Source organism: Sedimentitalea arenosa, from assembly GCF_016428585.1.
GTDB lineage: Bacteria > Pseudomonadota > Alphaproteobacteria > Rhodobacterales > Rhodobacteraceae > Sedimentitalea > Sedimentitalea arenosa.
Genome location: NZ_JAELVR010000004.1, coordinates 278,203 through 296,917 on the forward strand (window position 1 = coordinate 278,203; position 18,715 = coordinate 296,917).

At 64.6% G+C, this 18,715-nt stretch carries 19 protein-coding genes; 9 read left to right on the forward strand and 10 right to left on the reverse strand.

The window, feature by feature from the left end:
- Window positions 1-53 precede the first annotated feature (53 nt).
- On the reverse strand, window positions 54-1,403 hold the full coding sequence (locus JF290_RS07880) for a substrate-binding protein (RefSeq protein WP_199024299.1): 1,350 nt from the start codon (window positions 1,401-1,403) through the stop codon (window positions 54-56).
- A gap of 231 nt (window positions 1,404-1,634) precedes the next feature.
- Here JF290_RS07880 and JF290_RS07885 point away from each other — a divergent pair, with 231 nt between their 5' ends.
- The 5 genes from JF290_RS07885 (at window position 1,635) to JF290_RS07905 (ending at window position 7,653) form a co-directional block, all read left to right on the forward strand.
- Window positions 1,635-2,942 carry a helix-turn-helix domain-containing protein gene (locus JF290_RS07885; RefSeq protein WP_199024360.1) on the forward strand — a complete coding sequence of 436 codons (1,308 nt, stop codon included), beginning with the start codon at window positions 1,635-1,637 and terminating at the stop codon, window positions 2,940-2,942.
- A gap of 86 nt (window positions 2,943-3,028) precedes the next feature.
- Window positions 3,029-3,409: a response regulator transcription factor gene (locus JF290_RS07890; protein ID WP_199024300.1), complete on the forward strand. Its 381-nt coding sequence runs from the start codon at window positions 3,029-3,031 to the stop codon at window positions 3,407-3,409.
- Window positions 3,406-3,717, forward strand: coding sequence for a hypothetical protein (locus JF290_RS07895; protein ID WP_199024301.1), 312 nt, complete (start codon window positions 3,406-3,408; stop codon window positions 3,715-3,717). Before JF290_RS07890 ends, JF290_RS07895 begins: the two co-directional genes overlap by 4 nt.
- Window positions 3,718-6,396 carry an ATP-binding protein gene (locus JF290_RS07900; protein WP_199024302.1) on the forward strand — a complete coding sequence of 893 codons (2,679 nt, stop codon included), beginning with the start codon at window positions 3,718-3,720 and terminating at the stop codon, window positions 6,394-6,396.
- A gap of 108 nt (window positions 6,397-6,504) precedes the next feature.
- Window positions 6,505-7,653, forward strand: a complete 1,149-nt coding sequence (locus tag JF290_RS07905; protein WP_199024303.1) for a flagellar motor switch protein FliM — start codon at window positions 6,505-6,507, stop codon at window positions 7,651-7,653.
- A 38-nt stretch (window positions 7,654-7,691) separates the two neighbouring features.
- Here the strand turns inward: JF290_RS07905 and JF290_RS07910 are convergent, their stop codons facing one another.
- The 4 genes from JF290_RS07910 to JF290_RS07925 are packed head-to-tail and all read right to left on the reverse strand — an operon-like array spanning window position 7,692 to window position 9,888.
- Entirely contained in the window at window positions 7,692-8,117 is a 426-nt protein-coding gene (locus tag JF290_RS07910) for a protein tyrosine phosphatase family protein (protein WP_199024304.1), read from the reverse strand.
- A 9-nt stretch (window positions 8,118-8,126) separates the two neighbouring features.
- Window positions 8,127-8,558, reverse strand: a complete 432-nt coding sequence (locus tag JF290_RS07915) for a DUF6691 family protein (RefSeq protein WP_199024305.1) — start codon at window positions 8,556-8,558, stop codon at window positions 8,127-8,129.
- The gene (locus JF290_RS07920) at window positions 8,558-8,986 is read right to left on the reverse strand and encodes a YeeE/YedE family protein (RefSeq protein ID WP_199024306.1); all 429 of its coding nucleotides are present in this window, start codon (window positions 8,984-8,986) and stop codon (window positions 8,558-8,560) included. The genes JF290_RS07915 and JF290_RS07920 overlap by 1 nt, the downstream gene beginning before the upstream one ends.
- 38 nt (window positions 8,987-9,024) lie before the next feature.
- On the reverse strand, window positions 9,025-9,888 hold the full coding sequence (locus JF290_RS07925) for an MBL fold metallo-hydrolase (protein WP_199024307.1): 864 nt from the start codon (window positions 9,886-9,888) through the stop codon (window positions 9,025-9,027).
- A gap of 268 nt (window positions 9,889-10,156) precedes the next feature.
- Between JF290_RS07925 and JF290_RS07930 the strand changes: the two genes are divergently transcribed.
- Window positions 10,157-10,372 carry a hypothetical protein gene (locus tag JF290_RS07930; protein WP_199024308.1) on the forward strand — a complete coding sequence of 72 codons (216 nt, stop codon included), beginning with the start codon at window positions 10,157-10,159 and terminating at the stop codon, window positions 10,370-10,372.
- A 4-nt stretch (window positions 10,373-10,376) separates the two neighbouring features.
- Here JF290_RS07930 and JF290_RS07935 read toward each other — a convergent pair whose 3' ends face one another.
- Entirely contained in the window at window positions 10,377-10,595 is a 219-nt protein-coding gene (locus tag JF290_RS07935; protein WP_199024309.1) for a hypothetical protein, read from the reverse strand.
- A 161-nt stretch (window positions 10,596-10,756) separates the two neighbouring features.
- On the opposite strand from JF290_RS07935, the gene JF290_RS07940 reads away from it, so the two are divergent.
- A complete protein-coding gene (locus JF290_RS07940; RefSeq protein WP_199024310.1) occupies window positions 10,757-11,014 on the forward strand; it encodes a DUF2312 domain-containing protein in 258 nt (85 codons plus the stop codon).
- Between the two features lie 7 nt (window positions 11,015-11,021).
- Here the strand turns inward: JF290_RS07940 and modC are convergent, their stop codons facing one another.
- The 4 genes from modC to JF290_RS07960 all read right to left on the reverse strand — a co-directional run bounded on the left by modC (window position 11,022) and on the right by JF290_RS07960 (window position 14,540).
- Window positions 11,022-12,107, reverse strand: coding sequence for a molybdenum ABC transporter ATP-binding protein (gene modC, locus JF290_RS07945; protein ID WP_199024311.1), 1,086 nt, complete (start codon window positions 12,105-12,107; stop codon window positions 11,022-11,024).
- On the reverse strand, window positions 12,104-12,802 hold the full coding sequence (gene modB / locus JF290_RS07950) for a molybdate ABC transporter permease subunit (protein ID WP_199024312.1): 699 nt from the start codon (window positions 12,800-12,802) through the stop codon (window positions 12,104-12,106). Before modB ends, modC begins: the two co-directional genes overlap by 4 nt.
- On the reverse strand, window positions 12,799-13,578 hold the full coding sequence (gene modA / locus JF290_RS07955) for a molybdate ABC transporter substrate-binding protein (protein ID WP_199024313.1): 780 nt from the start codon (window positions 13,576-13,578) through the stop codon (window positions 12,799-12,801). Before modA ends, modB begins: the two co-directional genes overlap by 4 nt.
- A gap of 86 nt (window positions 13,579-13,664) precedes the next feature.
- Window positions 13,665-14,540 carry a hypothetical protein gene (locus tag JF290_RS07960; RefSeq protein ID WP_199024314.1) on the reverse strand — a complete coding sequence of 292 codons (876 nt, stop codon included), beginning with the start codon at window positions 14,538-14,540 and terminating at the stop codon, window positions 13,665-13,667.
- Between the two features lie 182 nt (window positions 14,541-14,722).
- On the opposite strand from JF290_RS07960, the gene JF290_RS07965 reads away from it, so the two are divergent.
- Window positions 14,723-16,543: an ABC transporter transmembrane domain-containing protein gene (locus JF290_RS07965; protein ID WP_199024315.1), complete on the forward strand. Its 1,821-nt coding sequence runs from the start codon at window positions 14,723-14,725 to the stop codon at window positions 16,541-16,543.
- A gap of 246 nt (window positions 16,544-16,789) precedes the next feature.
- Entirely contained in the window at window positions 16,790-18,679 is a 1,890-nt protein-coding gene (locus tag JF290_RS07970) for an acyl-CoA synthetase (protein WP_199024316.1), read from the forward strand.
- Window positions 18,680-18,715: the final 36 nt, after the last annotated feature.

Sequence of the window (18,715 nt, forward strand, 5' to 3'; positions counted from 1 at the left end):
ACGGGATGTCCGGCCGCATCCGAAGATGCAGCCGGGGATCGGTTCGGACTGGATCAGGCGCCCGGGTTGCAGGAGCCGAGCGAGCCGCCCGCGAACTGCGGGTGATCTGGCGGATAGGTCACCTGGGCGACCGGGGTCACCTCGACGATCTCCAGAAGGTCGAACTCGGAGGTCGGGTTCTCTTTCCCTTTCACGACCAGCACGTCCTTGAAGCACTGGTGATCTTCGGCGCGATAGAGCGTCGGGCCGTTGCCCATGCCGTCGAATTCGAAGCCTTCCAACGCCTCGACGACGCCACAGGGGTTGAACGTGCCGGCGCGTTCCACCGCATCCGCATAGAGCAGCGCCTGCACATAGCAGGTGTGCGCGGCCTGGCTCGGCGGGAAGCCGTACTTGGTGCCGAAGGATTTCACGAAGGCCTTGGAGGCATCATCCTGAAGCGACCAGTGCCAGTTCGTGGAGCCGAAGATGCCCTTCACGTTGGCGCCGGCACCCTTGGCCATCAGGCGGCTGTAGAGCGGCACGACGATTTCGAAGTTCTTGCCGTTGACCTGCTTGTCGCGCAGGCCGAACTGCACCGCGTTGGTCAGCGAGTTGACCATGTTGCCGCCATAGTGGTTCAGGACCAGCACGTCGGCGCCCGATTGCAGCACCGGCGCGATGTAGGAGCTGAAGTCGGTCTGGGTCAGCGGGGTCTTCACGGTGTTCACCGTTTCCCAGCCCATGGCCTCGGTCGAGGACACGATCGCCTCTTCCGTGGTGTAGCCCCAGTTGTAGTCGGCGGTCAGGTGATAGGCCTTGCGGTCGCTGCCGTACATCTTCTCGAGCACCGGCGCGAGCGCCGCGCCGGACATGTAGGAGTTGAAGAAATGGCGGAAGCCGTTGGCCTTCTTGTCCTTGCCGGTTGTGTCGTTGGAATGGGTCAGGCCGGCCATGAAGATGACGCCCGCTTCCTGGCAGAGCGCCTGCACGGCCACGGCCACACCGGAGGAGGAACCGCCGGTGATCATCACCGCGCCGTCCTTCTCGATCATCGATTTCGCGGAGGCGCGTGCGGCGTCCGACTTGGTCTGCGTGTCGCCGGTGACGTATTCCACCTTCTTGCCAAGGATCCCGTTGCCCTTCAGCGCCTTGGAGCTGAAGGTCTCGAGCATGCCGTTGTCCGCGCCGGTGCCGTTGAGATGTTCGACTGCAAGCTCGTAGGCCCGCAACTCGTCGGCGCCCTCGTCGGCGTAGGGGCCGGATTGCGGCACGTTGAAGCCCAGCGTGACGGTGTCGCCGGTGGGTTCGTTGGTAAAGGCCGAAGCGGACGACGCGGTGAAGATCGTCGGAACGGCGAGACCGGCTCCGCCGACCGCACTGGTCTTGAGCAATCCGCGACGTGTAAAGTTCGACTTGGACATGTATTCCCTCCCGTTGGTGAAAAGTGCGGCGCGACTCCTCGTTTCGCGCGGCACAGGCACTATTGTGCAAAAGCAGTATGTGAATGCTTCGGAAAATTTGGCAATAAGCTCTTTTAATAGAAGGATTATTCTGTAAATATCTCAACAGTCAATCGGCGCCGACTGTAAATAAACTTATGTTGCGGCGCAGAAAGTCTTTGATATAGAACCGGAATCAAAGCCATGGAAAAGATGGCCCGCGACACCCTCACCGGAAGCCGGATTCGCGAGCGCAGGTTGATCGCCGGATTGCGCCAGGCCGAACTTGCCCGGCAGGTTGAAATCTCGGCGTCCTATCTCAACCTAATCGAGCATAACCGCCGCAGAATCGGCGGCAAATTGCTGCTCGACATCGCGCAGGTTCTGGGGGTCGAACCCTCGATGCTGACGCAGGGAGCCGAGGCCGCGCTGATCGCCACGCTGCGGGAAGCGGCGGCCGATGCCGGAGCGGTGGCGGCCGAGATCGACCGCGCGGATGAGTTCGCAGGGCGCTTTCCCGGCTGGGCCGAGGTTCTGGCGGGCGAGCACCGCCGCATCGCCTCTCTGGAGCGCACGGTCGAAACCTTGTCGGACCGGCTCACCCATGACCCGCATCTTGCAGCCTCGCTGCACGAAGTGCTGTCGACCGCTGCGGCGATCCGGTCGACTGCGTCCATTCTCGCGGAAACGGATGAGCTGGAACAGGAATGGCGCGACCGGTTTCACAAAAACCTCAACGAAGACAGTTTGCGTTTGGCGGAAAGCAGCAAGGCGCTGGTCGCCTATCTCGACGAAACCGAGCAGGCCGAGGATCGCCGCGGCGCGCCACAAGAAGAGGTGGAGGCCTTCGTGGCCGGGCGCGGCCATCATTTCGATGCGCTCGAGGAAGGCAGCGCCGCGCCCGACAATCTGGTTCAGGCCGCACCGGAACTGACCTCGCGTGCGGCACGGCTGATCGGTCGCGACGTGCTGACACGCTATGCCGAGGATGCGCAGAAAATGCCGCTGGCGGCTTTCCGCGATGCGCTGGCGCGGTTCGGTCCCGATCCGATCGCGCTTGCCGAGCGGTTCGGCGTCAACCTCTCGGCCGTGTTCCGGCGCCTTGCTGCCATGCCGCACGAGGTTCTTCCGTCGGAGGTCGGGCTGGTCGTCTGCGATGCGTCCGGCAGCATCATCTATCGCAAGCAGATCGAGGGCTTCGCGATGCCGCGCTTCGGCGCGTCCTGCCCGCTCTGGCCGATCTTCGCCGCGCTCAGCCGTCCGATGGTGCCTCTGCGCCGCAGGGTGTCGCAACTGGGGCGCTCGGCGATGCAGTTCGATTGCCTGGCGGTGGCCGAACCGGTTTCGGCACCCGAGTTCGACTCTGATCCCCTGTTCAACTCGACCATGCTGATCTTGCCGGTGCCGACGGACGACGACAGCGGCGGCAATGTGCAGCCCGTCGGCAGCAGTTGCCGGGTCTGTCCTCGGGGTAACTGCCGTGCCCGGCGCGAACCTTCGATCCTCAGCGAAGGGTTTTGACACCGCCGCGACCACGGGGTTAAGCTTTCGAAAAAAGAAAAGGCCGCATGGTCGCATCATGTGCGCTCGGGGGAGGATAGGCCTGGATGAGCCGAAAGGTGCTGCTGATCGAGGATGAACCGAACATCATCGAAGCCATACGCTTTCTGTTGACCCGCGACGGGTGGCAGGTGGATACCCATTCCGACGGAGCCGACGCCGTCGATGTCATACGCGCGGCCGGGCCAGATCTGGTGATCCTCGACCTGATGCTGCCCGGCAAGAGCGGCATGGATATTCTACGCGAGGTTCGCGACATTCCCGATCTGGTCAAGCTGCCGGTCCTGATGCTGACCGCGCGCGGGCAGACACGCGACCGCGACATGGCCGAAAAGGCCGGTGTCAGCCGTTTCATGACCAAGCCGTTCTCGAATGCCGAAGTCCTGACCGCCGTGCGTGACCTGCTGGCGCAGGCCTCGAGGTTGTGACCGAACCCGCGACAGAGCCGGGCCGTGCCCTCAGGCCGGTGTTCCTCGAGCGGCAAAGCTATCGCCGCCGGCGTCTTATGGATGCGGCGCGCCTGCTACCGCTCCTCGGCATCCTGCTGTTCGTGATCCCTCTACTCTGGCCGGTGCCCGATCCGGACGTTCCGGGCGGTGATGGCGTGCCGATGTCGTCTGCCATGATCTACATGTTCGCGGCCTGGGCGGCGATGATCGTGGTGATCGCGCTGTTCGGGCTCAGCTCGCGCCACTGGAGCCGCAATGACAGCCCGCATGGGCCGGGACAGGGGTAAGTGACCTCGCTGAACTTCCTGGTGCTGGTGTGCTTGGGCTATGTGGCCCTGCTGTTCACCGTCGCCTTCGCTGCAGACCGCCTGGCGGCACGCGGGCGCAGCACATGGTTGCGTTCTCCCCTCGTCTATACACTGTCCCTGTCGATTTACTGCACCGCCTGGACGTTCTACGGCGCGGTCGGCTACGCGGCTCGGTCGGGACTGGAATACGTGACGATCTACCTGGGTCCCACGCTGGTCATGCTCGGCTGGTGGTGGGGGCTGCGCAAGCTGGTGCGGATCGGGCGCAGCCAGCGCGTTACCTCGATCGCCGACCTGATTTCGTCGCGCTACGGCAAGTCGAACTCGCTCGCCATCTGTGTCACGCTGCTCGCCGTGATCGGGGTCACACCCTACATCGCGTTGCAATTGCAGTCGATCACGCTGTCCTTCTCGATATTCGCCGATGCGGACCCAAACGGAGCCTATGCGGAACACTCCAGCGTCGTTCTGGTGGCCATCGGTCTCGCTGTGTTCGCCATCCTGTTCGGCACCCGCAACCTTGACGTGAACGAACGCCACCACGGGGTCGTTACCGCGGTCGCGCTCGAGGCCATCGTCAAGCTGCTCGCACTGATCGCGGTCGGGGTGTTCGTGGTCTGGGGGCTGGCCGGTGGCATCGGCCCGATGATGGAACGGATCGATGCGTCCGAGATCGGCACATGGCAGGTCAACTCCGGGCGCTGGGTGGCAATCACCTTCCTGGCCGCTGCGGCCTTCGTCTGCCTGCCGCGGATGTTTCAGGTCATGGTGGTCGAGAATGACGACGAGCGTCACCTGCGCACCGCCGCCTGGGCCTTTCCGCTCTACCTGCTGTTGATGAGCCTTTTCGTGGTGCCGATCGCCGTGGTTGGCCTCGACATCATGCCGGAGGGCTCCAACCCCGACATGTTCGTGCTGACCATCCCGATCAGCCAGGGGCGCGACGGGCTGGCGATGCTGTCCTTTCTCGGCGGATTTTCCTCGGCCACCTCCATGGTGATCGTCGCGGCCATGGCGCTGTCCACCATGGTCTCCAACCACATCGTCATGCCGATCTGGCTGTCCTCCCGCGGGGGCGGCGCGTCGGTTTCGGGCGATGTGCGCGACGTGATCCTGCTGGCGCGACGCGTGTCCATCGCGGTCATCATGGCGCTGGGATACTTCTACTACAGGCTGTCCGGAGGCGGGGCGGCGCTGGCGGCCATCGGTCTGATCGCCTTTGCCGGCATTGCCCAGATCCTTCCGGCACTTGTCGGGGGGCTGTTCTGGCGCGGGGCCACGCGGACAGGGGCTCTTGTCGGCCTGATCGTTGGGTTCGCGGTCTGGACCTATACCCTGCTGCTGCCGACGCTCGGCGCCGGGATGCTCTCGCAGGCGGTTCTCGACGCGGGGCCGTTCGGCATCGTCTGGCTGCGCCCACAGGCACTGTTCGGTATCGCCGGGCTTGACCCGATGGTGCATGCGACCCTCTGGAGCCTGTCGTTGAATGCCATCGCCTTCTGTGCCGTGTCGCTCGCCAGTTTCCCCAGCCCGCTCGAACGCCTGCAGGGCGCGCAATACGTCAACGTGTTCGATCATTCGGCAGGGCCGCGCGGCTGGACCGGGTCGGTGGCACAGAGCGAAGACCTGATGATCATGTCGCAGCGCATCCTCGGCGCTGGGCAGGCGCAGGAGCTGTTCAGCAGCGAGGCGGAGGCACAGGGCGTGAGCGGCCATCTGCCCGAACCGACCCCTGTATTTCTCGAGCGGCTCGAGCGTGAACTCGCGGGGTCGGTCGGCGCGGCGACGGCCCATGCGATGATCGGACAGATCGTCGGTGGTTCCTCGGTATCGGTCGAAGACCTGTTGGCCGTGGCGGATGAGAGCGCGCAGCTGTTGGAATACTCCAGCCAGCTCGAAGCCAAGTCCGCCGAGCTGAGCCGGACCGCCCGCAAGCTGCGCGAGGCGAACGAGAAACTGACCCAGCTTTCGGTGCAGAAGGACGCGTTTCTGAGCCAGGTGAGCCATGAACTGCGCACGCCGATGACCTCGATCCGGGCGTTTTCCGAGATCCTGCGCGATGCGGACGGTTTGGAGCCCGCCGACAAGGTGCGCTATGCGACCATCATCCACGACGAGGCGCTGCGCCTGACCCGGTTGCTGAACGACCTTCTGGACCTGAGCGTTCTCGAAAGCGGACAGGTCAACCTCAATCGCCGCGACGGGCTTCTCTGCGACGTTCTTGACCATGCGTCGGCAGCGGCGCTGGCGGGATCGGATCGGACGCTGATCCTGCACCGCAACCGCCCCGACGAGGAGATCCATCTCAGCACCGATCTCGACCGCTTGGCGCAGGTGTTCATAAACCTGATCGCGAATGCCCAGAAGTATTGCGATGCCGAACAGCCCGAGCTGCGGATCCGTGTGCATGGCAATGCAGACCGGTTGATGATCGATTTCGTCGACAATGGCAGCGGCGTGCCGGGCGAGGCGCAGGGTCTCATCTTCGAGAAATTCGCGCGGATCGGCACGGAGAAAGCGAGCGGGGCCGGCCTGGGCCTGGCGATCTGCCGCGAGATCATGCAGCGGCTCGACGGAACCGTCACATATCTGGATGGAATTCCGGGTGGCGCGTTCCGCGTCACACTGCCGATGGCGGCGCGTCTGGCGGCACAGTGACCGGGCGAATCCGCCTGCTGTAAAGAAGTTCGTAACCACAGCCGGTCTAGACCGAAGACCTAGCACAGTCCGCGGGGCAGGTCGGAGTCGATGTCAACCACAGGGTCCATGTCACCATTGCAGCGCAAGATGGCGGCCGGTCGGGATGCCGCCGAAAGCATCGGGCGATCGGCGGCCGCGGCCTTGCGTTTGGCCATTGCGCGGGCCGCCGACGACCTGTTCGACCTGGCTCTGGTGGTGATCGGCGTCAGCCAGGCGCGGGTGACTCAGGACGAACTCGCGCCGCACTTGCCGCAGGACCGATTGCTGGTGATGCTCGACGGACCGGAGGGCCAGTTCGGCATCTTGACGCTTGACCGCATGCTTCTCACGGCGCTGATCCAACAGCAGACGATGGGGCAGATCAGCGGCATGGTGCCGGATGACCGGCCGTTCACGAGTACCGATGCTTCGCTTGCGGCGCCGTTGGTCGACGAGATGCTGACACGGGCCGCTGACCTCGCCGACAAACCTATCGACATCCAGTGCCTGAGCGGGTTCCGTTTCGGTGCCCGCGCCGAGGACGCGCGCTCGGCGATGCTGTCGATCGAGGCGGAACGATTCCGGCTGTTCGAGCTGACGCTCGAATTCGGCAGCGAAGGCCAGCAGGGCGTGCTGACGCTCGTGCTGCCCGAGCCGATCAAGGCCGCCACCGGTCAGGAGGTCGAAGCGGACAGTACGGCGCCGAAGCTCGGCGCCGCGATCGAGATGGCGCGGGCGGACCTGACGGCCGTCATCTGTACGATGCGAGTGTCGCTGTCCGATCTTTCGGCGATGGCCCCGGGGGACGTCTTGCCACTGGTCAAGGATCATCTGGACCGCACCGAACTGGTCGGGATCACCGGGCAACCTGTTGCCGTCGGACGTCTGGGCCAGATCGGCGGTCTGCGTGCGCTGCGCCTGAACGAAACCAAGTTGCGTATGACGCGCGCGCCTGATCAGTCGGGGTTCGCCGCGGATATCGGTGCACAACCTTCCGTTGCCAATGATCCGGATGTGCTTGAAGGGGAACTGGCGCCATCCCCGCCCACGACGCCGGACGTTCCGTCAAAACCCGTCACGAGGCCGCACCGTCCGGAGGAGGATGAGGACGGCGACGATCCTTTCTCGAACATGAGTGCGGAGGAAGCGGCCTTGGAGATATCCGCCCTTGCGGGGCTGTCGCCGGATGATATCGACGCCGAGGACAACAGCGATCTGCCGATGACGATCGGCTGATCGGGAGCGAAGTCGCCTCAGGGTCCGGCCTGCCGAGCTCAGCCCTTGTACATCTGCTCCAGCGTCGGGCGCAGCCCGTCGAGTTGGTAGCCGGCCTTCGACGTGCAGGCGAGGATGTCGTCGGCAGGTCGGGTTTCCGCTTGGCCAAGCGCCCAGACCACCGAACAGCGGGTACCGGAGGCGCAATAAGCCAGCACCGGCCCGTCGGCACTTTCGACCAGGTCGCGTTGCCGGGCAACGTTTTCGGGGGTCATGGTCTGGTGGGTCAGGGGCAGGGTCTCGAATCTCAGGCCCACCGCGCGCACTGCCGCTCCGATCGCGTCGGCCTGGTGGCTTGGCGGCACCTCGGAGTCGGGCCGGTTGCAGATCACGAGCGTGATGCCCGCCTCAAGGAGGGCGGGCACGTCATCGACCGCGATCTGCGGTGATACGATATAGCGGGGGGTCAGTGGGCGTAGGTCCATGCCAGAGCTTTACGCCGGGCTTTCGAACCTGTCCAGACGTGCCGCGAGTGTCGGGGCCGCGCCCATGCCGACCAGCATCGCTGCCATGAAGACGAGACCGCCTGTTCCGCCATAGCTGAGCGATGCGACCGCCGGCCCAGGGCAGAGCCCGGCCAGTCCCCAACCGACGCCAAACAGGACCGAGCCGACGATCAGGCGGCGGTCGAACTCGGGCTTGGGGAGGGCCGGAAACGTTCCGCCCGCAAGCGGTGAGCGGCCCCGTGTCAGATGCCAGGCAACCATCATCGGCAGGATCGCCCCGCCCATCACGAAGGCGAGGGTCGGGTCCCAATCTCCGAACACGTCGAGCCAGCCCTGCACCTTGGTGGTGTCGGTCATGCCCGATACGAACAGCCCGGCCCCGAAGAGGCTGCCGGACAAGAGCGCCAACAGGATACGCATCAGATCACTCCCAGAACATGGCGGAAGAGCGCGACCGCCAGGCCGCCCGCCAGGATGTAGAAGACGGTGGCGACGATGCCGCGCAAAGAAAACCGCGAGATCCCGCAGACGCCGTGGCCCGAGGTGCAGCCATTGGCGATTCGGGCGCCGACACCCACCAGCAGGCCAGCAACGACGATCACCAACCAGTTGTCGGTGATGTTGGTCGCGATCTGTTGTGCGTAGAGCGGGGTCAGAAGAACCGGGAGGACGATCACCCCCGCCAGAAAGGCCAGACGCTCCCACAGCGTGTCGCGACCGGTCCCGTCGACAAGGCCGCCGATGATCCCGCTGGCGCCCATGATGCGCCCGTTTCCGAGCAGATACACTGCTCCCGCCAGCCCGATCAGCCCACCGCCGACCAGGCCCCAGATCCAATCCTGATGCATTCCGTTTGTCCTTGTTGTTCGCGGTTTTTTCGGTCGGATCAGAGCTTGTTGACCGGCAGTTTCAGAAAGACATCGCCCTTTTCATCCGGCGGCGGCATCTGCCCCGCGCGCATGTTGACCTGCAGCGACGGCAGGATCAGCCGCGGCATCGGGAGGGTCGAGTCGCGTTCGTCACGCATCCGGGTGAATTCCTCGATGCTGCGCCCTTTGCCGATATGCACGTTCAGCGCCTTTTGTTCGCCCACCGTGGTCTCCCAGGCATATTCGTCCCGGCCCGGCGCCTTGTAATCGTGACCGACGAAGATCCGGGTCTCGTCGGGCAGCGCGAGGATCTTCTGAATCGAGTTGAACAGCGTTTCGGAGGAGCCGCCGGGGAAATCACAGCGCGCGGTTCCGAAGTCAGGCATGAACAGGGTGTCGCCGACGAACGCCGCGTCGCCGATGACATAGGTCAGGCAAGCCGGCGTGTGGCCGGGCGTATGCAGCACGTCGCCGCGCATCTGGCCAATCTGGAAACTGTCGCCTTCCTTGAAGAGCGCATCGAACTGACTGCCGTCGCGCTGGAACTCGGTGCCCTCGTTGAAGACCTTCCCGAACGTGTCCTGCACCACGGTGATCTGGTCACCGATGCCGATCTTGCCGCCCAGTTTCTCCTGAATGTAGGGCGCCGCCGAAAGGTGATCGGCGTGAACATGGCTTTCCAGAACCCATTCGACCTTCAGACCGGTGTCGCGGATATAGGCGATGATCTCGTCTGCGGAGGAAGTATCGGTGCGTCCTGACGCGTGGTCGAAGTCCAGCACGCTGTCGATGACGGCGCAGGCACTGCCCTTCGGGTCGCGGACCACATAGGACACTGTGTTCGTCGCGTCGTCGAAAAATGCTTTGACCTGGGGTGTCATGAAAGTCTCCATTCGTTGCTCGGCAAACATATATAATTTGACGCATGTGTTTCAACCCTGTTTCGAACCACCTCGGCTTTCGGGCGGGTTTGACGTGCATCAACGACTCGTGATCCGGCGTCAGCGAAAATGGCGGCGTCCGGTTTTGCAGAGGTCGACCGCGGTTCCCATCTCGACAGCATACCACGTCTTTCTGCGAAAAAGGCAGGCAGTCGCACGACCGTTGCAAGACCAGCTATACTGATCCACATCCACAGGGGGAAATCACATGCGAACCGAAGATCTCAAGCGCAAGGCCGAAAATCTCGAGCAGATGATTGCGAAGGCAGAGCCCGAGCGGCGACTGGCGCTTCAGCCCCAGTTCAGCGAGTTGCTGGAAAGGATGAAATCGGCGGGTCAGACCGTTCCGAACCGAATGCGCGATCTTGACGCCGCGCTGATCGAAGAGGCGATCGAGGCCCGGTTCGACAACATGCCCGTCTGAGGCCTCAGCCGAGCATCACGCCGACCACGACCAGCATCAGTCCGATGACAGACAGGAAAAGGGCGCCCAAGTTCAGCGGCAGCACCTTTTCCAGCACCTTGCGCATGTCGTCATCGGCCAGTTTGGCGCGCCGCGCGCTCCATACCCGGATGATACACCAGATCAATCCGGCGAGACCCAGTAGCGAGACCGCCGCACCGGCCCAGACCATCATATCGAACATGCCGCCTCGGGGCCTCCTGTTTCCGTGCCGAGCGCCTACCCGATAGGTCAGGCTGGCGCAAGCCGACAGGATGCGAGGCGAGTGATGTATTGCGTCTTGCGGCCCGCGCGGCGTGGCGGTATCCGGCAGGTCCCACCCAGGCCGCGACACGGAGAGCACGGATGAGCGATACCAACACAGACACCAGCTATCGCGTGACGGCGGACGAGCTGCGCCAGTTCATCGAGCGGGTCGAACGGCTGGAAGCCGAAAAGAAGGACATCGCGGACCAGCAGAAAGAGGTGATGGCCGAGGCGAAGGCGCGCGGCTATGACACCAAGGTCATGCGCAAGGTGATCGCGCTGCGCAAACGCGACAAGGACGACATCGCCGAAGAGGAAGCCATCCTCGAGATGTACAAGGAAGCCCTCGGCATGTGAGTGTCGATCAGCCCGCGCCGACATCGGTCCGGGCGATCGAGACGGACTTCACCACCGCATGGATTCGGTCGCCCGGTGCGAGCTGCATGGCATCCGCGGACCGACGCGTGATCCTGGCCAGCAAACGGTCTTCCCCGGATTTCATCTGCACGATCACGCCCGGTCCGCTGCCTTCGCGCAGCGCTATGATGTCCGCCGGCAGGATGTTCAGCGCGGATAGTCCGACCGGAACGTCGCGTGACAGGATCACGTCCTGCGCGAGGATCCGGACCCGCGTGACAGTGCCGGGCGCGGTTTCCATCTGCGGCAGGAACAGGCGCCCGCCGGATACCGACAACTCGGTCAACCCGTCGTCGTGGTGACGCAGAATGGTCGCGGGCAGGACCGCGCCGGCCTCCCTCACGCCGATCTGTCGTACCATGTCGGGATCAGACAGAACCGTTTCGGCCCGGCCGGACCTTGCCACCTGGCCGCCTTCGAGCACGACGACCGTGGTCGCGAGACGGGCGACTTCGGCCACCGAATGGCTGACATAGAGCATCGGGATGTCGGTCTGATCACGCAGGCGCTCAAGAAAGGGCAGGATTTCGGCCTTGCGGGCGGAATCCAGCGCCGCGAGCGGTTCGTCCATCAGCAGCATCCGGGGCCGCGACAGCAATGCGCGTCCGATGGCAACCCGCTGCTTTTCACCGCCCGACAACCCGCCGGGGCGGCGGTCCAGAAGGTCGGCGATGCCCAGAAGGTCGCAGACTTCCTCCAGCGAGGCGCCCTCGGTATTCCTCGCGAACCGCTGACCATAGGTGAGGTTCTGGCGCACCGAAAGATGCGGGAACAGCCGCCCGTCCTGGAAGACGTACCCCAAGCGGCGTTTGTGCACCGGGAGCGACAGCTTGGATGCGGAGTCAAACAGGGTTTCTCCCGACAACTCGATGCGGCCGGAGTCCGGATGCAGCAATCCGGCGACAGCGTTTATCACGGTTGTCTTTCCGGTGCCCGAACGTCCGAAAAGGGCGGTGATCCCGCCCGGTGCCTGAAAGGCGATGTCCAGTTGCAACTCACCGAGGCGATGGGAGATGTCGACCGACAGGCTCATGCGCCGGCCACCCGTTTCGCGGCGCGGCGCGCCATCAGTTCCGAGGCCAGAAGCGCCGCCATCGCGACCGCGATCGAGATCAGGACCAGCCGCAACGCCGACGCTTCGCCACCGGGCACTTGCAGAAAGGTGTAGATGGCCGAGGGCAGGGTCTGGGTCTGACCCGGGATGTTGGACACGAAGGTGATCGTGGCGCCGAATTCGCCCATCGCCTTGGCGAAGGCCAATACCGCGCCCGCGATCAGACCAGGCAGGATCAGCGGCAGGGTCACGGTCACGAAGACCCAGTGCCGGGACGCGCCCAGTGTCGCGGCGGCCTGTTCCAGCTTGGGATCGACAGATTCGATCGCCAACCGCAGGGCGCGCACAAGGAGCGGAAAGGCCATGATCGCGGCGGCCAGCACCGCGCCGGTCCACCGGAAGGCCAGCACCAGGCCGAATGTCTCCTGAAGCCATTCGCCGATCGCTCCACGCGCGCCGAAGGTCAGGAGCAGCAGGTAGCCGGTCACGACCGGCGGCAGGATCAGGGGAAGATGCACCAGCCCGTTCAGGACCTGCTTGCCGGGAAAGCTCCATCGTGCCAGCGCGTAGGCGACCAGCAGCCCCGGCGGCAGGCTCAGCAACGTCGACCAGAAGGCGACCTTGAGCGACAGCGCCAGTGCCTCCCATTCCGCGGGGGCGAGCCAGTCCGTCACCCGCCGCTCTCCGATGCCAGGCCAAAGCCGTGGCTGTGCAGGATCGCGGCGGCTTCGGGTCCGCGCAGATAGGCGAGAAGCGCGCTGGCGTCCGGCGTGGCGCGTCCGGCGACGAGTGCCACGGGGTAGATGATCGGGGGATGGCTATCTTCGGGGAAGGTTCCGACAACGCGCACCCGCGGATCGGCCTCGGCATCCGTGGCATAGACGATGCCGAACGGTGCTTCGCCCGTGGCGACCAGCATCAAGGCTGCGCGCACGTTGTCGGCCTGCGCCACGCGATCGCTCAGCGCCTCCCAGACGCCGAGGTGCTGCAGTGCCGCGCGTCCGTACAGCCCGGCGGGTACCGCATCGACCAGCGCCATCGCCAGGCGACGATCGCCCAGCAGACCCAAGAGATCAAAACCCGGTGCGATGACGATCTCGTCATCGACATCCGGGGCCGCGATCAGCACCAGCCGATTGGTCAGCAGATCCCGGCGTGTGCCGGGTTCGATCAGCCCCTCCACTTCAAGCCTGTCCATCCACTCGGCATTTGCCGACAGGAACAGGTCGGCAGGTGCTCCATACTGGATTTGCCGTGCGAGGGTCGAACTGCCACCATAGGAGATGCGCGTCTTGACACCGGTTTCGGCGAAACGTGCCGCGATGTCGTCCAGCGCGGTCTTGAGGCTGGCCGCCGCGAAGACGGTCACAGGGCCGTCTGCCTGCGCGGATGTCGACGCCGTGACGAGGCACAGCGCCAGCAGCAGCTTCCGGACGGCCGGGAGGATCATGGGGCATGCGCTCCGCTTGCGGTTGGATCGCAAGAGGTATCGCAAGCCCGCACGGCCCGATGCAAGCCGATTTGCGTGCCGGTTCGTCAGGGGGCAATGAAATTGACGCCGGGCAGGGTGCGGATGCGTTCGATGTCGGAATCGTAGAGCCGTGTCAGTTCATCGACCTCGGCATCCGTCCAGCCGGGCATGTCGAGCTCTTCCTCGATCTTCTCCTCGATGGCGTGTTTCTCGAGAAAAGCCATCATCACGCGCCGCTTGCGCGGCTCGCTCATCCTGGGTCGCCGCTGCAGGTGGGCGCGAAACAGCTTCATGCCCTCGGGTGTCATGATCTCGGACAAGAGGTCGAAACCGCCGACGATCTTCTCGCCGGGCGGCAGGCCGGCCATCTCCCGGATGATCGCCGCCCACAGCACGGGCGAATCCTCGTTGCACCAGATCGTCATGCTCACATCCGGGGCCGCCTCGTGAATGCGCGCCAGGCAGCCCGACCAGCGCAAGCTTTCGGGCGTGGCATCACCGAGCACGCCGTTCTCGCGATGCGGGCCGATCTTGCCGATCACCGCGGGCAGCAGGCTGGCCGGATTGCGCAGGGCCATGAACATCTCGACCCGGTCGCCGGGGAACAGCCGCTGTAGATGGGCGACGCGCGCGGGGGCATCCGGATAGATCTCGCCGTCCCGGATCGCGAAGCGGAGCGGCCCGAAGAAGAAGGCGTTGGACAGGATCATCCGGTCGGCGGTGCCGTCATCGAGCAAGGCATCCATCAGAACGGCGCGCGCGTCCGGAGCGGGCGCAGCAGTCTGCATGGCGTCGAGGGTCTCGTCCAGAAGGTCGCGGTATCGCGCCGGCCCAGGCACGCTGACGCCCCGGGCGGCGAATTGCTGCTGGTTACGCAGCAGGCATCTCAGAAGCTTGTCGTTGTCCGTGCCATGCGCGCCGGTGTGAAGGATGATCTGCATCTCTTGTGTGGTGACCGCCCGTTGCCTGAGATTGGCCTAGCGGCAGTTTCCGGTCAGGTCAAACGGCTTGGATTCGCCGTGGCAGCGGGGCAGGGGCCCGGGGCGCGGCATCTCACCGCTTGACCCCAAAGCTTCGTGCGGCCATGAACCGGGGCCAGACCTACGCGATCAGAGGACCACTCATGGCCCGAACCCAGACCGCCCAGACCAGCCCACCGCCGGCCCCCGGTGCGACCGAGGAGCGTGCGCGTTCCAAGGAGATCGGCGGGCTGCAAGCGCTCTGGCCGTTCATGGCGCCCTATCGCGGCCTGATCATCGCTTCGGGGCTGGCGCTGGTGCTGACCGCCTGCGTGTCGCTGACACTGCCGCTGGCGGTGCGCCGGGTGGTCGATAATTTCCGCGTGCAGGACGGTGCGATCCTTGACCAGTATTTCCTTGCGGCACTGGCCATCGCCGGCTTGCTCGCGATCGGGACCGGGCTCCGCTATGCTCTGGTCACGCGACTTGGCGAACGGGTCGTCGCGGATATCCGCAAGGCGGTGTTCGATCGTGTGATCGGCATGAGCCCGGTCTTCTTCGAGAAGATCATGACCGGCGAAGTGCTGAGCCGGATCACCACAGACACCACACTGATCCAGTCGGTGCTGGGCTCGTCGATCTCGATCGCGCTGCGCAATGCGCTGATTTTCGTGGGCGGTCTGATCCTGATGCTCCTGACATCGGGCAAGCTGACCGGGATGGTCATGCTGATCGTACCCGCCGTGGTGGTGCCGATCCTCGTGCTGGGGCGCCGCCTGCGCAAACTGAGCCGCGAGAACCAGGATTGGATCGCCGCCAGTTCGGGCAATGCCTCCGAGGCGCTGGGGGCGGTTCAGACGGTGCAGGCCTTCACCCATGAAGCGGCCAGCCGCAAGCAGTTCGCCGACATGACCGAGACCGCCTTCGACGTCTCGCGGCACCGTATCCGGGTGCGGGCGGTGATGACGGTCATCGTGATCTTTCTCGTCTTCACCGGCATCGTCGGCGTGCTGTGGATGGGCGCGCGGGACGTGCGCGATGGGGTGATGACCGAAGGCACGCTGATCCAGTTCGTCATCTATTCGGTGATGGTGGCGGGGTCCGTCGCCGCGCTGTCGGAGATATGGGGCGAACTGCAACGCGCCGCCGGGGCGACCGAACGGCTTGTCGAACTGCTCAACAGCACCGATACCGTGAAGGATCCGGCGAACCCCGCACAGTTGCCGACGCCGGTGCGCGGGCATATCGAGTTCCGCGATGTGTCCTTCCGCTATCCGGCACGGCCCGACACCGTGGCGCTGGACGACATCTCGCTCGACATCTCGCCGGGTGAAACCGTGGCTTTCGTAGGCCCCTCGGGTGCGGGCAAGACGACGATCATCCAACTGATCCAGCGCTTCTATGATCCGGATCGTGGCCAGATTCTTCTGGACGGCGTGGCGCTGCCGAGTCTGGCGCGCGACGCGTTCCGCCGGCACATCGCCCTGGTGCCGCAGGACCCGGTGATCTTCGGCGGCACCGCGCGCGAGAACATCCGCTTCGGACGTCCGGAGGCAACCGATGCCGAGGTCGAGGCGGCGGCGCGGGCGGCGGCGGCACACGAGTTCATCTCGCTCCTGCCCGAAGGCTACGAGAGCCAGGTCGGTGAGCGCGGTGTCATGCTTTCGGGCGGGCAGAAACAGCGGATCGCCATTGCGCGCGCCATCCTGCGCGACGCGCCGGTGCTGTTGCTGGACGAGGCGACCAGCGCGCTCGACGCGGAGAGCGAACGCGCGGTACAGCGCGCGGTCGACGAGCTCAGCGCCGGGCGGACGACGCTGATCGTCGCGCACCGGCTGGCGACGGTGAAGAAGGCCGACCGTATCGTGGTGATGGATCAGGGCCGGATCGTGGCGCATGGCTCGCATGATCAGCTTGTCGCGCAAGACGGCCTCTATGCGCGTCTGGCGCGGCTGCAGTTCACCGACGGTCTCGCTGCCGAGTGATCCGGCGGAGGCCCGTTCCGGGCCATTCCTCTTGCTGAACGTTTTCCGGTCGGAAAACGTGGAGCGTGGCAAACGACGCGCGCGCATGTCCGGGCGGATCGCGGGAGGGCGCCGCAACTGGCGCAACGTCATACACGCGAAACCGCCGCGGGCGTGACGAGGTGCCTTGCGCGACCGTGGTTTTGGCCCCATTTTAGGCGGAATTCAAAAATACCCAGAAACTGGGCCATCAGGGGAGGAGGCGATATGTCTATCGCGAACATGGCGGATCGAAACGCCATCGAGAATGAAATGCCTTGGACCGAGCGGGATGTTCCCAAGACGCTCTACGAGATGCTGTCGCGCACCGCGAAGACGCATCCGTCCAACAAGGCGGTGAGCTTCCAGATCCTGTCGGGGCCGACCGACAAGGCGGAAACGCTGACATGGACGCAACTGCGCGAAAAGTCCTGCCAGGCCGCCAACCTCTTCCGGTCGCTGGGCGTGACCGAGAAGGACGTGGTGGCCTTCATCCTGCCCAATTGCAACGAAACCGTGCTGACCCTGCTGGGCGGGGCGATTGCCGGGATCGTGAACCCGATCAACCCGCTGCTGGAGCCCGAGCAGATCAGCTCGATCCTGCGCGAGACCAAGGCCAAGGTCGTGGTCACGCTGAAGCCCTTCCCCAAGACCGATGTGGCCCAGAAGACCGCCGAGGCAGTGCGCCACGCACCGGATGTCGATACCGTTCTCGAAGTCGATCTGAACCGCTACCTGACGCCGCCGAAATCCTGGATCGTGCCCCTGATCCGGCCCAAGATGGCCGACAAGGAGCATCTCGCTCACGCGGATTACAAGGATTTCAACAAGGAGCTCGCCAAGCAGCCCAAGCAGTTGGCCTTTGCCGACAGCACCGGGGATCGGGTAGCGTTCTATTTCCACACCGGTGGAACGACCGGGATGCCCAAGGTCGCGCAGCACAAGTACTCGGGGATGGTCTATAACGGCTGGGTCGGCGGCGAGCTGTTGCTGGGACCGGACGACAACATCATGTGTCCGCTTCCGCTGTTCCACGTCATGGCCTGCCACGTGATCCTGATGGCAGCGGTCTATTGCGGCAGCCACGTGATCTTCCCGACACCGCAGGGCTATCGCGGTGAGGGCGTGTTCGACAATTTCTGGAAGCTGAACGAGCGCTACAAGACCACGTTCATCGTGACGGTTCCGACCGCCATCGCGGCGTCGATGCAGCGGCCGGTGGACGCGGATATCTCGACCGTGAAGAAGGCCTTTTCGGGCTCTGCCCCGCTGCCGCTTGAGCTGTTCAAACGGTTCGAGAAGGCGACCGGCGTCACGATCATCGAGGGCTACGGCCTGACCGAGGCGACGTGCCTTGTCTCGGGCAACCCCGTGGATGGCGAGAAGAAGGTCGGCTCCATCGGCATTCCGTTTCCCTACACGGACGTGAAGATCTACAACCAGACGCCGGACGGGCCGGTCGAGGCCGCAGTGGACGAGATCGGCGAGATCTGCATCTCGAACCCGGGTGTTTTTGCCGGTAACACCTACACCGAGGCGGAGAAGAACGCCGATCTCTACTACAACGGCACGCATTTGCGCACCGGCGACCTGGGGCGGATAGACCCGGACGGTTACCTGTGGATCACGGGACGTGCGAAGGACCTGATCATCCGGGGTGGCCACAACATCGACCCGGCCGAAATCGAGGAAGCGCTGCTGAGCCATGACGCGGTGGCGTTTGCCGGTGCGATCGGGCAGCCCGATCTGCATGCCGGTGAAATCCCCTGCGCTTTCGTCGAACTGGTCGAGGGGACCTCGGTCTCCGCAGAGGAACTGCTCGAGCATTGCAGCATCCACGTGCATGAACGCGCGGCGCGCCCCAAGCACATCACGATTCTGGACGAGCTGCCCAAGACCGCGGTGGGCAAGGTGTTCAAACCTGACCTGCGCAAGAACGCAATCACACGGATCTACAATGGCGCGCTGGAGGAGGCCGGTGTCCCGGCACGGGTGGTGTCCGTGATCGACGACAAGAAACGCGGATTGGTGGCGCAACTGGCGCCCAACGGCTCCGACGAGGCCGAGGTCTCCAAGGTGCTTGGCGGGTTCACACGCCCGTGGGAATGGGCGGCCTGAACGACCCTACCCTCTGACGAAAGGGGCGACAGGGCC

Excerpts from the sequence above, each read along its gene's own strand:
- JF290_RS07880 (WP_199024299.1), bottom strand. The coding sequence starts at position 1,403 with ATGTCCAAGTCGAACTTTACACGTCGCGGATTGCTCAAGACCAGTGCG.
- JF290_RS07885 (WP_199024360.1), top strand. The coding sequence starts at position 1,635 with ATGGCCCGCGACACCCTCACCGGAAGCCGGATTCGCGAGCGCAGGTTG.
- JF290_RS07890 (WP_199024300.1), top strand. The coding sequence starts at position 3,029 with ATGAGCCGAAAGGTGCTGCTGATCGAGGATGAACCGAACATCATCGAA.
- JF290_RS07905 (WP_199024303.1), top strand. The coding sequence starts at position 6,505 with ATGTCACCATTGCAGCGCAAGATGGCGGCCGGTCGGGATGCCGCCGAA.
- JF290_RS07910 (WP_199024304.1), bottom strand. The coding sequence starts at position 8,117 with ATGGACCTACGCCCACTGACCCCCCGCTATATCGTATCACCGCAGATC.
- JF290_RS07915 (WP_199024305.1), bottom strand. The coding sequence starts at position 8,558 with ATGCGTATCCTGTTGGCGCTCTTGTCCGGCAGCCTCTTCGGGGCCGGG.
- JF290_RS07920 (WP_199024306.1), bottom strand. The coding sequence starts at position 8,986 with ATGCATCAGGATTGGATCTGGGGCCTGGTCGGCGGTGGGCTGATCGGG.
- JF290_RS07925 (WP_199024307.1), bottom strand. The coding sequence starts at position 9,888 with ATGACACCCCAGGTCAAAGCATTTTTCGACGACGCGACGAACACAGTG.
- JF290_RS07930 (WP_199024308.1), top strand. The coding sequence starts at position 10,157 with ATGCGAACCGAAGATCTCAAGCGCAAGGCCGAAAATCTCGAGCAGATG.
- JF290_RS07935 (WP_199024309.1), bottom strand. The coding sequence starts at position 10,595 with ATGTTCGATATGATGGTCTGGGCCGGTGCGGCGGTCTCGCTACTGGGT.
- JF290_RS07940 (WP_199024310.1), top strand. The coding sequence starts at position 10,757 with ATGAGCGATACCAACACAGACACCAGCTATCGCGTGACGGCGGACGAG.
- modC (WP_199024311.1), bottom strand. The coding sequence starts at position 12,107 with ATGAGCCTGTCGGTCGACATCTCCCATCGCCTCGGTGAGTTGCAACTG.
- modA (WP_199024313.1), bottom strand. The coding sequence starts at position 13,578 with ATGATCCTCCCGGCCGTCCGGAAGCTGCTGCTGGCGCTGTGCCTCGTC.
- JF290_RS07960 (WP_199024314.1), bottom strand. The coding sequence starts at position 14,540 with ATGCAGATCATCCTTCACACCGGCGCGCATGGCACGGACAACGACAAG.
- JF290_RS07965 (WP_199024315.1), top strand. The coding sequence starts at position 14,723 with ATGGCCCGAACCCAGACCGCCCAGACCAGCCCACCGCCGGCCCCCGGT.
- JF290_RS07970 (WP_199024316.1), top strand. The coding sequence starts at position 16,790 with ATGTCTATCGCGAACATGGCGGATCGAAACGCCATCGAGAATGAAATG.